At 61.7% G+C, this 10,325-nt stretch carries 12 protein-coding genes; 7 read left to right on the top strand and 5 right to left on the bottom strand.

Features of this window, described 5'->3' with window-relative positions; all coding sequences use genetic code 11:
* Positions 1-141 precede the first annotated feature (141 nt).
* Genes V3C40_RS26555 through V3C40_RS26545 form a run of 3 tightly spaced genes read right to left on the bottom strand, consistent with a single transcriptional unit; the run spans position 142 to position 2,304 of the window.
* The gene (locus tag V3C40_RS26555; RefSeq protein ID WP_331778959.1) at positions 142-1,089 is read right to left on the bottom strand and encodes a FecR family protein; all 948 of its coding nucleotides are present in this window, start codon (positions 1,087-1,089) and stop codon (positions 142-144) included.
* A complete protein-coding gene (locus V3C40_RS26550) occupies positions 1,082-1,639 on the bottom strand; it encodes an RNA polymerase sigma factor (protein ID WP_034753775.1) in 558 nt (185 codons plus the stop codon). The genes V3C40_RS26555 and V3C40_RS26550 overlap by 8 nt, the downstream gene beginning before the upstream one ends.
* A gap of 2 nt (positions 1,640-1,641) precedes the next feature.
* Positions 1,642-2,304 carry a secretin and TonB N-terminal domain-containing protein gene (locus V3C40_RS26545; RefSeq protein ID WP_331778958.1) on the bottom strand — a complete coding sequence of 221 codons (663 nt, stop codon included), beginning with the start codon at positions 2,302-2,304 and terminating at the stop codon, positions 1,642-1,644.
* Positions 2,305-2,564: 260 nt separating this feature from the next.
* Here V3C40_RS26545 and V3C40_RS26540 point away from each other — a divergent pair, with 260 nt between their 5' ends.
* The 5 genes from V3C40_RS26540 to V3C40_RS26520 all read left to right on the top strand — a co-directional run bounded on the left by V3C40_RS26540 (position 2,565) and on the right by V3C40_RS26520 (position 6,884).
* The gene (locus V3C40_RS26540) at positions 2,565-2,942 is read left to right on the top strand and encodes a hypothetical protein (protein ID WP_331778957.1); all 378 of its coding nucleotides are present in this window, start codon (positions 2,565-2,567) and stop codon (positions 2,940-2,942) included.
* Positions 2,943-3,036: 94 nt separating this feature from the next.
* Positions 3,037-5,385 carry a Tex family protein gene (locus V3C40_RS26535; protein WP_046683175.1) on the top strand — a complete coding sequence of 783 codons (2,349 nt, stop codon included), beginning with the start codon at positions 3,037-3,039 and terminating at the stop codon, positions 5,383-5,385.
* 4 nt (positions 5,386-5,389) lie between these two features.
* A complete protein-coding gene (locus V3C40_RS26530; RefSeq protein WP_331778956.1) occupies positions 5,390-5,860 on the top strand; it encodes a GNAT family N-acetyltransferase in 471 nt (156 codons plus the stop codon).
* A 105-nt stretch (positions 5,861-5,965) separates the two neighbouring features.
* On the top strand, positions 5,966-6,277 hold the full coding sequence (gene grxD / locus V3C40_RS26525) for a Grx4 family monothiol glutaredoxin (RefSeq protein WP_034753766.1): 312 nt from the start codon (positions 5,966-5,968) through the stop codon (positions 6,275-6,277).
* A complete protein-coding gene (locus V3C40_RS26520) occupies positions 6,270-6,884 on the top strand; it encodes a UbiX family flavin prenyltransferase (protein ID WP_331778955.1) in 615 nt (204 codons plus the stop codon). Before grxD ends, V3C40_RS26520 begins: the two co-directional genes overlap by 8 nt.
* A gap of 155 nt (positions 6,885-7,039) precedes the next feature.
* Here V3C40_RS26520 and V3C40_RS26515 read toward each other — a convergent pair whose 3' ends face one another.
* Together V3C40_RS26515 and V3C40_RS26510 are read right to left on the bottom strand one after the other, a co-directional pair.
* A complete protein-coding gene (locus tag V3C40_RS26515) occupies positions 7,040-7,366 on the bottom strand; it encodes a hypothetical protein (protein ID WP_046683172.1) in 327 nt (108 codons plus the stop codon).
* A gap of 89 nt (positions 7,367-7,455) precedes the next feature.
* On the bottom strand, positions 7,456-7,863 hold the full coding sequence (locus tag V3C40_RS26510; RefSeq protein WP_034753756.1) for a hypothetical protein: 408 nt from the start codon (positions 7,861-7,863) through the stop codon (positions 7,456-7,458).
* A 721-nt stretch (positions 7,864-8,584) separates the two neighbouring features.
* Between V3C40_RS26510 and V3C40_RS26505 the strand changes: the two genes are divergently transcribed.
* Both V3C40_RS26505 and V3C40_RS26500 read left to right on the top strand, forming a co-directional pair.
* Positions 8,585-8,989 carry a MerR family transcriptional regulator gene (locus tag V3C40_RS26505; RefSeq protein WP_034753754.1) on the top strand — a complete coding sequence of 135 codons (405 nt, stop codon included), beginning with the start codon at positions 8,585-8,587 and terminating at the stop codon, positions 8,987-8,989.
* A gap of 137 nt (positions 8,990-9,126) precedes the next feature.
* Positions 9,127-10,311, top strand: coding sequence for an isovaleryl-CoA dehydrogenase (locus V3C40_RS26500; protein WP_034753750.1), 1,185 nt, complete (start codon positions 9,127-9,129; stop codon positions 10,309-10,311).
* Positions 10,312-10,325 lie beyond the last annotated feature (14 nt).

Here is a 10,325-nt window from a genome sequence, read left to right as displayed (position 1 = left end):
CCGATATCGCGAGGCGGCGCGCGGCACGCACGGGGCGGGCGGCAGGCACTGATTCGCGGCTTCCAGCAGCATTGACAGGGAACAAGGTCCGGGACTGCAAAAGGTCATGAAAATGTCATAATTGGCGCCACGCTTTTGCGCTTAGCCGAACAGCACGATGCCGCCAGGCAAACGCGTCACGCGTGCGCCATACGCGTCCTGGATCAGGGCGATCACGTCGTCGAGGCGGTCGAGCGAAAAGCTCGCTTGCACACGCGTGTGTTTCAATGTGTCGCCATTAAGGATCAGCTTGCCGGGACGGTAGCGGTTCACCTCGTCCACCACCTCGGCCAGGGTGCTTTGTTTGAAGACCAGCAGGCGGTGGCGCCACGCGCTGACGTCGCCCCTGGCCACCGCGCGGGCGATGCCAAAATGCTCGGGCCGGTAACGCAGCTGCTGACCGGCGGCCAGTTCCGCATCGTTGCCGGCCTGCACCACGCGCAGGCGGCCCGCCAGGCACGTCACGCACACTTCCTGGCCGAACAGGCGGATATTGAAACGCGCGCTGCCGGCCGACACGGTGCCGTCGCCTGCCTGCACGCGCACGCTTGCCGCGCCGTGCAAGCCGGCTTGGAATTCCGCTTCACCGGCCAGCAGCACCAGCGACGCGGCGCCGTCCTGCACGGGCGCCGCATCGAGCCGCGTCTGCGTATTCATCTGCACCAGCACGCCGCCATCGAGCGCCACTTCGCGCTGCTCGCCCGTGCCCGTGGCATAGTCGGCGGCCAGACCCGCCACGGCCGGCCACAGGTCGGTCGGCGGGCGCAGCACCAGCAAGCCCAGCGAAGCAGCGACGGCGCCGCCGAGCCAGGCGCGCCGCGCCACGTTGACAGGCGCCTGCGCCCGCTTGACGGCGCGCGCGGCCGGCGCCATGGCGCCCCACACGGCGCGCACTTCGGCAAACGCCGTCGCATGCCTGCGGCTGCGCGCGCACCAGTGACGGAACACTTGCGCGTCGCGCTCGCTGACCTGGCCCGAGGCCAGGCGCACGACCCACGCCTGCGCTTCCTTCTGGATGACACCCATGTCGTCTTCCGTTTGTTCAATCATGATGTTTAGACGTTTTTCCCGCGCCGGGACCGAAGCGCTGGATGAAATCGCGTCCCATGCGTTCGCAGCAATGTTCGAGTCCCGCGCGCAATTCCTTCTCCACGGTGCGGGCGGAAATGCCGAAGCGCTCGGCGATATCACGGTGCGGCAACTGGTCGACGCGGGCGGCGATGACGATGGCGCGCCGGCGTTTCGGCAACTCCTGCAAGGCCCGTTCCAGTTCCTCGAGCTCGGCGCGCGCGCTGAAGGTGCGGGCCGGGTCGGCCAGCTCATCGGCCATCTCGTACAGATCGTCGATATCGGGCAGGCTGAGCAGGCGCGCATTGTCGCGGCGTTGATCTTCCGCAATGTTGATGGCGATGCGCATCAGATAGGCGGACGGATAGCTGATCGCCTCGGGCGCCGTCATCCGCTCCACCCGCAAATACGTTTCATGCAGCGCGTCATTGGCCAGGTCTTCCGAGCCCAGGCGGCGCTGCAAATGGCGGCGAAACTGTCCGTAGCGTTCCAGGAACAGCTTGCGCAAAGTGGCTTTCAGCAAATCCGACATGGTCAGGGCGCTCCGGCCACGAGGTAGGGCGCGCAATCGGCATCGGGATCGGGCCGCGGCGTCAATAAGATCGTCAGCGGCTGCGGCAAGCCCGCCGGCGGCGCGCCATCGATCAGCAGGCTGCGCAGGCGCTGCAGCACGGCGCGGTCGCGCTGTTCCACGCCGCTCGGTTCGAGCACGTGCACGGCGCGCACCTTGCCCCGCTCGTCGAGCCACAGCTGGAAGGCCAGGCGGTAGCGACCGAAGGCGTCCGGATGCAGACGGCACAGGGCGCGCGTGAGCGAGCGCTGCAGGACGGCCGCATAGCCTTGCAATGGTGCGGTGGCGGGGGCAGCTTCGGCCGGCACGGGCGCCGACGCCACGGGTGCATCGGCCAGCGCCAGCAAGGTGAACGCATTGCTGCCGCTGAAGCGCGCGCCCAGCTGGGTGCCGGCCAGCAAACGCTGCAGCGCTTCGGCAGGCGTGTAGTCGCCGCGCACGGGCGAGGCCACCCTGCCGGCCGCCAGCTGGCTGCTGACGAGCACGGAATACCCGGTCACTTCGCCAAACGCCACCAGGGCCGCGTCGAGCGGCTGGGCGGGCAAGTCGAAGCGCAGGGTTGCGTGCGCGGCGGCGTCAGCACCGTCCGCGCCCGCAGCCGGCCGCACGAATGTCATGAATGTCATCAATGTCATCAGCAAGCAGGCGGACAGGGCATTGCCCTTTGCGGCGCGGCGGTGGCTTAGTGTCATTTTCCAGGGGACGCAACGAAAAGTCCTGCTCATGAAGTGTCTTGACTGCAATAGATCAAGCAGAATGGCAAGATGGTAGCTTCGTAAAATGACAACTGCATGACATGGCATCAGCCCGCACCCCGGCCTGTGTCATCGCCGCGACACATGACCTTGCTATGCTGGACGCTGATTCCACCGTTCCGGGAGCCGCCATGGCACGCCTGTTCTTGACTGTTTTATTCGCTTGCTTATTCGCTTGCGCCGCCCTGCCCGCGCAGGCGGACGAACACACCGTTGTCGTGAAGGCTCCCGCGCCGGAGAAGGGCTGCGTGGAGGTGGAAGTCAGTGGCCAGCGCACGCAGTCGATGTCTTGCTTGAATGAAAAATTATTGCCGAATAGCAACACCATGAACCGGCAGCCACCCGCCCTGTCCGGCGCGGAAGCGGTCATGCAGCGCCCGTCGAACCAGCTGGGCCTGTACAACCGCGCCGCCCTCGAACACCGCATGGGCAATGCCTTTGGCAAGTCCGTCACGCCGCAGAGGCCGCCAGCTCCCGCGCCCGCCAGCCCGCTGCTGCCGACGCGCTAGGCCGCTTGTCAACGCACAGTCCATTTGCGCTGTCAAGATTGCGCAATCGCGCCGATTGCGTATCATTCCAGGCTTGATCGCTCTGGAAACAACCATGCTGCCCACTATCGAACAACGCCTTGCCCTTGAACTTGCCGCCAAACCGGTGCAAGTTGCCGCCGCCATCGAACTGCTCGACGAAGGCGCCACCGTGCCCTTCATCGCCCGTTACCGCAAGGAAGCGACCGGCGGCCTCGACGATATCCAGCTGCGCCTGCTGGAAGAGCGCTTGCGCTATCTGCGCGAACTGGAAGAGCGGCGCGCCGCCATCGTGGCGTCGATCACGGAACAGAACAAGATGACACCCGAGTTGCTCGACGCCGTCATGCACGCGGAAGACAAGACGCGCCTGGAAGATTTGTATTTGCCGTACAAACAGAAGCGCCGCACGAAGGCGCAGATCGCCATCGAAGCGGGCCTGATGCCGCTGGCCGACGGCTTGCTGGAGAACCCGGAACTGACGCCGGAAACAGAAGCGGGCAAGTTCCTGCGCGACGCGTTTACGAGTGCCGACGGCAACAACCCGGGCGTGCTTGACACCAAGGCGGCCCTCGACGGCGCGCGCCAGATTTTGATGGAACGTTTCGCCGAAGATGCGACCCTGCTGCAAACCTTGCGCGAATACGTGCAGGAACACGGCATCGTCGAATCGAAAGTGGTGGAAGGCAAGCAGGACGAAGGCGAAAAATTCGCCGATTATTTCGATTACTCGGAAACCATCTCGACCGTCCCTTCGCACCGCGCGCTGGCGCTGCTGCGCGGCCGCCGCGAAGGCATCCTCGACGTCACCCTGCGCCTGGACACGGAAGCGGAAAAACCGAAATGGGATGCGCCGCACAATCCGTGCGAAGGCCGCATCGCCGCCCGCTTCGGCATCAAGCAACAGGGCCGCCCTGCCGACAAATGGCTGGCCGACACGGCGCGCTGGACCTGGCGCGTGAAAAGCTTCATGCATCTGGAAACGGAACTGATGGGCGCGCTGCGCGAACGCTCGGAACTCGATGCGATCAATGTGTTTGCCACCAATCTGAAGGCGCTGCTGCTGGCCGCGCCGGCCGGCCAGCGCGCCACCATGGGCCTGGACCCAGGCTTGCGCACGGGCGTCAAGGTCGCTGTCGTCGATGCCACCGGTAAAGTCGTCGACACGGCCGTGATCTACCCGCACCAGCCGAAGAACGACTGGGATGGTTCGCTGCACACCTTGGGCCGCCTGGCCGCCAAGCACAATGTGTCGCTCATTTCCATCGGCAACGGCACGGCCTCGCGCGAGACCGATAAACTGGCGCAGGACCTGATCAAGCAGCATCCGGAAGCGAAGATGACGAAGATCGTCGTCTCGGAAGCGGGCGCGTCGGTGTATTCGGCGTCCGAGTTCGCCTCGAAAGAATTGCCGGACATGGATGTGTCGCTGCGCGGTGCCGTCTCGATCGCGCGCCGCCTGCAAGACCCGCTGGCCGAACTGGTGAAAATCGACCCGAAATCGATCGGCGTGGGCCAGTACCAGCATGACGTAAGCCAAAGCCAGCTGGCCCGCTCGCTCGATGCCGTCGTGGAAGATTGCGTGAACGCCGTCGGCGTGGACGTCAATACGGCGTCGGCGCCCCTGCTGGCGCGCGTGTCCGGCCTGTCGGCCAGCGTGGCGCAAAGCATCGTCACCTACCGCGACATGAAGGGCGCGTTCACTTCGCGCGCAGCCTTGAAAGCCGTGCCGCGCTTGGGAGATAAAACGTATGAGCAGGCGGCCGGCTTCCTGCGCGTGATGGGCGGTGAGAATCCGCTGGACGCCTCGGCCGTCCACCCGGAATCGTACCCGCTGGTGGAAAAGATCCTGGCGGACATCAAAAAGGATATCAAGGCCGTCATCGGCGAAACGGCCTTGCTGAAAACCTTGAGCCCGGCAAAGTACGCGGATGAAACGTTTGGCGTGCCGACCATTTCCGACATCTTGAAGGAACTGGAAAAGCCGGGCCGCGACCCGCGTCCGGAGTTCACCACCGCCACCTTCAAGGAAGGCGTGGAAGAAATCCGCGACTTGCGCCCGGACATGATTCTCGAAGGCGTGGTCACCAACGTGGCCGCCTTTGGCGCGTTTGTCGACATCGGCGTGCACCAGGATGGCCTCGTGCACATCTCGGCCCTGTCGAACACGTTCGTGAAAGATCCGCACACGGTGGTCAAGGCTGGCCAGGTCGTGCGCGTGAAAGTGCTGGAAGTCGATGAAAAGCGCAAGCGCATCGCGCTGACCATGCGTTTGACGGACAGCGCGCCGCAAGCGGGCAGCAAGCCTGAGCAACGTGGCGACCGCAACGACCGGCGCAGCATGGCGCAGCACCAGTCGCAATCGCGCAACGCGCCCGAGCCGGCCGGCAGCATGGCCGCCGCGTTCGCCAAGCTGCGCGGCTAAGTCCATGGCCGCCAGGCATGATCTCATCATCCTGGCGGTGGATGCCGCCAGCGTGGAGGCGCAGCTGCTGCTCGACGCATTGTCGGACGCGCTGCTGCGCATCAATGGCGACAGTGGCCGTTCTTCCTTCGATGTCGAAGCGGCAACGCCGCGCGGCGGCTTTTACCTGGCCCGCGATGCGGCTGGAGAACTGCTGGGCTGCGCCGCCCTGCGCCCGCTGGGCGAAGCGGACAGCGCCGTAGGCGAACTCAAGCGTATGTATGCGCGCCCGGGTTCGACTGGCGTGGGTGCGGCCCTGCTGGCCCATGTGGAGGCGCAGGCGCGCCAGCATGGCTACCAGGCCCTGCACCTGTCCACGCGCGTGGCGAATACCCGCGCCGTGGCGTTTTATGCCAAACACGGCTATGCACCCGTCATTGCCTGGGGCAAATACGTGGGCGCGGCACAATCGACCTGCCTGGGCAAGACCTTATAAGCGTCAACGTGGCTGACTTGCCCAATTTATGACTTGAGCGCATACCCGTGCCGGCGTTTTCTTATAAAATGACGGCATCTATTTATTTACCCATCAGAGGCAGCTATGAGCGACGTACAAACCTGGATCAAAGAAACCGTGACGAACACGCCAGTCGTGCTGTTCATGAAGGGCACGGCCCAGTTCCCGCAGTGCGGCTTTTCCGGCCGCGCCATCCAGATCCTGAAAGCGTGCGGCGTGGAAAACATCGCTACAGTCAACGTGCTGGATGACCCGGAAGTTCGCCAGGGTATCAAGGATTACTCGAACTGGCCGACCATTCCACAGCTGTATGTCAAAGGCGAGTTCATCGGTGGTTCCGATATCATGAATGAAATGTTTGAATCGGGCGAACTGAAGTCCCTGCTGGATGCCTGATAGCCAAACGCAGCGGCCGCGCCGTATCGTCGTGGCCATCACGGGCGCCACGGGCGCCGTGTATGGCTTGCGGCTGCTGCAATTGCTGGGCGCCACTCCCGGCGTCGAAACGCATCTGGTCTTGTCGGATGCGGCCGTATTGACCCTGCACCAGGAAACGGGCGTGGGGCGCAAGGAAATCGAAGCGCAGGCGCACGTGGTGCACAAGCTGCGCGACATCGGCGCCTCTATCGCCAGCGGCTCGTTTCAATCGGATGGCATGGTCGTCGCACCGTGCTCGATGAAGACGCTGGCGGCCGTGGCGCATGGCTTGTCGGATAATTTGATCACGCGGGCAGCCGATGTCGTGCTCAAGGAACGCCGCCGCCTGATCCTGATGGTGCGCGAAACGCCGTTCAACCTGGCGCACCTGCGCAATATGACGGCCGTGACCGAAATGGGCGGCATCATCTTCCCGCCCTTACCGAGCTTTTATCACCACCCGCAGAGCATCGCGGAGATGGTCGACCATACGGTGGCGCGCGTCATCGACCTGCTCGGCATCGAGCACAGCCTGGCGCCGCGGTGGAATGGTCTTAAGTCCACTAGTGACACCCCTATTCTGTAGTTGGCGTCACGATGTAACTCTGGCGTCACGATGCCTGACAAAAGCGTAGCGAGCAGCAGTGATTTGTGGCCGAGAAGCGCAACCGTGCTCCAGCACGGTGAGCATCGCCGGCCGCAAAGCGCGACGCGCAGTAGCTTTGGTCAGGCATCCACCACTCAGCGTTTTTCGAACTGCGTGGCACTTGCCTGCTTCAAATCCCTGGCTTCTTCAACCATCCTGCGGTGGGCGATCCGTTTGCGCATCACTTCCGCATGTTGCGCGGCAGTCATGGGGGGCACGGTCATCAAGTCCTTCAGCTGCGCGGTATTGCTGTAGTTACTTTTCATAAGACGGCTCAAATGCTCGGCTCCGTAGTGGATGAACTGGCTGCTTCTGATGTGATTATGCGCTGGTATTGGCCGCTGCGCCGCCGCACGCGGGATTATTGTCAAATAATTCCGCTGCAGCGCAACATGCGAGGTCTTATTGTGCGGCAAAATCATGTCTCCAGTATGACCTTGCGCAAATAAAAGGACAGGGGGAGCACCGCCAGCGAAAGGCGGACGGCGCTGGCCGGGGATGGCCTGGATGCTTACTTTTGGTAGTTGACTCGTACCAGCATGCGAATAAATTCTCGCGCGATTTGACGATGATGTTCATCTAATCTTTGCAAATCGGCAATTAATTTCACATCAGCGGACTCAAAACGCGACAAAGCGCTGCCCGCTTCGCCATTCGGCGTGGCGCTTTCCGGGCCGCCAAAACGCAACCATTCCGCCGGAACGCCCAACCATTGGGCAATCATGCGCAATTTCTCTTGCGTCGGAATTGCTTCACCTACTAACCATTTCCTAGCTGCATGCACGGTAATCGGGCGCCCGTCGAAACGGATATTGAATTCCCGGGCCAGTCTGGTCGGGCTGTCTGGAGAATAATGGGCGTTTTTGAGAGCCAACTGAAGTCGCTGGCTGAAGCTTTCGCGTTCGTTAGAAGAATTCATAGGTGTACTATTTCATGTTGTAACATGAAAGTCAGTTTCTTGAATGACCATACAGATTGTTACATTTGAAAAGAGTATCAATTAACAATTAACACTCCAGCCGGGCTTTTCAGGTCAAAAAGTGGGCCGAATTTTCTCTTGCGATTCTGCGTGGCTTCGGTTCAAATTCGCGGTTAGCCTTGATTTTCGCACTGCAGCACGATTCAAAGCCTCGGTTTGGCATTACAACGTACGGTATCGGATAATGCCCTCCTCTACCGATACATGCAATGCCGATGTCATACAATTTCTTGTAGACAAAGTTTTCAGAAGGGCCATTTTGTTTCCAATATAGAAACGACATGAACAACGTGCTCATAGTGAAACGTTGTTTTTCGATCGTGCCTATTGGAAAGAGTCTGCGCCTAAAAATTTTACTGCCATCGCAGCGAAAAGAATGTCGCCGTTATGCCAGGAAAGCTCTTTTTGGTGTCATCTTGGCCACCAACTCTCGATCTTAAGCGCGTTTGTGCAAGAAGAATCAATTTATTTTCAGTAATTGTTGTCTGATTCGCCAAATTCTCCCGTTCACGCCCTCTCTTTTCTTTGTTGCAGCACGGGCAGGGCACGCTACAATAGTATTGACGTTGACGTAAACGGCACCTTGCCACCATTGCCTCGCAGCACCCATCCACACCCATCCAGTGACCGACCACCCATGCAACCGACACCGCCCGCATCCATGACTACCTATACGATTACCGAACTGGCGCGGGAATTCGACATCACGGCGCGCGCCATCCGTTTCTATGAAGACCAGGGCTTGCTCAGCCCGAAACGCGAAGGCGCTGGCGGACGCAGCCGCGTCTACACGCCGCGCGACCGCACCCGCTTGAAACTGACCCTGCGCGGCAAGCGCCTGGGCCTGGCGTTGTCGGAGATCAAGAGCCTGGTCGACATGTACGAGTCGCCGAAGGACACGCGCGCGCAGATGGACCGCTTCCTCGGCGTGCTGGCGCAGCACCGGCAGACCCTGGAGCAGCAGCGCATCGATATCGAAATGGCGCTGGCGGAAATCAGCGCGCATGAAGATGCGTGCGCGCGCATGCTGGCGGACTTGAACCTTGATAAGGCGCAAACAAACTAAATCGATGCGGCGGCGCTTACCACGCACAGCGCTTTACACGCCTCACTTTACGTTTACGTAAACGTCACAACTGAGTATCATAGCTTCACTGACCCGGCCCCCATGACCGCCACACTTATAACGACGACGAGGACGACATGCTCCATCTCCCAGGCTTGACCTTTGACCACGGCGACGACATCGCCTCGCTGCGCGAAGCGATCCAACAATTTGCCGCCGCCGAAATCGCGCCGCGCGCGGCCGAAATCGACCGTACGGACCAGTTCCCCATGGACCTGTGGCGCAAGATGGGCGACATGGGCTTGCTCGGCATCACCGTCAGCGAAGAATACGGCGGCGCCGGCATGGGTTACCTGGCGCACATCATCGCCATGGAAGAGATCTCGCGCGCCTCGGCTTCCGTCGGCCTGTCCTACGGCGCCCATTCGAACCTGTGCGTCAACCAGATCAAACGCAACGGCACGGCCGAGCAAAAAGCGAAATACCTGCCGAAACTGATCACGGGCGAACACATCGGCGCCCTGGCCATGTCGGAACCGAACGCGGGCTCGGACGTCGTCAGCATGAAGCTGCGCGCCGACTTCAAGGGCGACCGCTGGGTCTTGAACGGCACCAAAATGTGGATCACCAACGGCCCCGACGCGGACGTGCTGGTGGTGTATGCGAAAAACGACCTGGAAGCGGGTCCGCGCGGCATGACGGCTTTCCTGATCGAAAAGAATTTCAAAGGCTTTTCCATCGCGCAAAAGCTCGACAAGCTGGGCATGCGCGGCTCGCACACGGGCGAACTGGTGTTCCAGGATTGCGAAGTGCCGGCCGAAAACGTGCTGGGCGGCCTGGGCAAGGGCGTCAACGTGCTGATGTCGGGCCTCGATTTCGAGCGCACCGTGCTGTCCGGCGGCCCGCTGGGCATCATGCAGGCTTGCATGGATCTGGTCGTGCCCTACGTACATGACCGCAAGCAATTCGGCCAGGCCATCGGTGAATTCCAGTTGATGCAAGGTAAGCTGGCCGATATGTATTCGACCATGATGGCGTGCAAGGCCTATGTCTACGCCGTGGGCCAGGCCTGCGACCGCGCCACCACGCCGGAAGCCGTGCGCCAGTTGCGCAAGGATGCGGCCGGCGCCATTCTGTATAGTGCGGAGAAGGCGACCTGGATGGCGGGTGAAGCGATCCAGGCCCTGGGCGGCAACGGCTACATCAACGAGTATCCGGCCGGCCGCCTGTGGCGCGATGCCAAGCTGTATGAAATCGGCGCCGGGACCAGCGAAATCCGCCGCATGCTGATAGGCCGCGAACTGTTTGCGGAAACCAAGTAAGCACGGGCGCGCGA

The organism is Janthinobacterium sp. LS2A, assembly GCF_036543145.1.
GTDB classification, from domain to species: domain Bacteria; phylum Pseudomonadota; class Gammaproteobacteria; order Burkholderiales; family Burkholderiaceae_D; genus Janthinobacterium; species Janthinobacterium aestuarii.
The sequence above is the reverse complement of the archived record's forward strand: the minus strand, read 5'-3'. Positions and strand labels throughout refer to the sequence as shown.

Coding starts and splice junctions, on each gene's coding strand:
- V3C40_RS26555 (WP_331778959.1), bottom strand. CDS start 1,089: ATGATTGAACAAACGGAAGACGACATGGGTGTCATCCAGAAGGAAGCG.
- V3C40_RS26550 (WP_034753775.1), bottom strand. CDS start 1,639: ATGTCGGATTTGCTGAAAGCCACTTTGCGCAAGCTGTTCCTGGAACGC.
- V3C40_RS26545 (WP_331778958.1), bottom strand. CDS start 2,304: ATGACATTCATGACATTCGTGCGGCCGGCTGCGGGCGCGGACGGTGCT.
- V3C40_RS26540 (WP_331778957.1), top strand. CDS start 2,565: ATGGCACGCCTGTTCTTGACTGTTTTATTCGCTTGCTTATTCGCTTGC.
- V3C40_RS26535 (WP_046683175.1), top strand. CDS start 3,037: ATGCTGCCCACTATCGAACAACGCCTTGCCCTTGAACTTGCCGCCAAA.
- V3C40_RS26530 (WP_331778956.1), top strand. CDS start 5,390: ATGGCCGCCAGGCATGATCTCATCATCCTGGCGGTGGATGCCGCCAGC.
- grxD (WP_034753766.1), top strand. CDS start 5,966: ATGAGCGACGTACAAACCTGGATCAAAGAAACCGTGACGAACACGCCA.
- V3C40_RS26520 (WP_331778955.1), top strand. CDS start 6,270: ATGCCTGATAGCCAAACGCAGCGGCCGCGCCGTATCGTCGTGGCCATC.
- V3C40_RS26515 (WP_046683172.1), bottom strand. CDS start 7,366: ATGATTTTGCCGCACAATAAGACCTCGCATGTTGCGCTGCAGCGGAAT.
- V3C40_RS26510 (WP_034753756.1), bottom strand. CDS start 7,863: ATGAATTCTTCTAACGAACGCGAAAGCTTCAGCCAGCGACTTCAGTTG.
- V3C40_RS26505 (WP_034753754.1), top strand. CDS start 8,585: ATGACTACCTATACGATTACCGAACTGGCGCGGGAATTCGACATCACG.
- V3C40_RS26500 (WP_034753750.1), top strand. CDS start 9,127: ATGCTCCATCTCCCAGGCTTGACCTTTGACCACGGCGACGACATCGCC.